Source organism: Geodermatophilus sabuli (assembly GCF_010686765.1).
GTDB lineage: Bacteria > Actinomycetota > Actinomycetes > Mycobacteriales > Geodermatophilaceae > Geodermatophilus > Geodermatophilus sabuli_A.
In genome coordinates this window covers 1-544 of sequence record NZ_JAAGWF010000099.1, presented here as the reverse complement: position 1 = coordinate 544, position 544 = coordinate 1, and the positions used below count along the sequence as shown (strand labels likewise).

The following is a 544-nucleotide window of genomic DNA, read 5'->3' as shown; positions in this document are numbered from 1 at the left end:
TCGTCGTCGGTGGTGGTGGTGGGTCGCCAGATGGTGAGCAGGAGCCAGCCGGCGAGGAGTGCGGGGGCGCCGTAGACCAGGGCGGAGCTGATGGCGGGGGTGCGCAGGGCGGTGATGAGGTGGCCGGCTGCGGGGATGACGGCCTGGACCTGGTAGGCGGTGTCGCCTTGGAGGACGGCGGTCCAGGGGTCGATGTGGTTGTTGGCGTCGCCCTTGGTCTGGACGGTGACGGTGTCCTCGCCGGTGTGCTCGACGCTGATGACGCGGTGGGTGACGACGCGGTGGTCGTCGATGGGGATGTGGTAGGTGATGATCATGCCCTCGGTGATGTCGGAGACGGCCAAGGGTGTGGTGATGACGACGTCGCCGGGGTCGATGGCCGGGGCCATGGAGCCGGTGAGCATGGTCATCGTGCGGTAGCCGAACACGTGCGGGCCCACGGCCAGGCCGAGGAGGGCCAGGACGGCGGTCGCCACCAGTGCCCGGGTCAGCCAGCGGCCGATGGCGGCGGCCAGGGGGCGCAGCGCGGGGTGGGCGGGGCCGG

1 protein-coding gene is annotated in these 544 nt (G+C 71.7%); it reads right to left on the bottom strand.

All coding sequences use genetic code 11. The features are described from left to right. The coding region (locus GCU56_RS23195) for a signal peptidase I (protein WP_204332728.1) at positions 1–544 on the bottom strand (544 nt) is incomplete at both ends.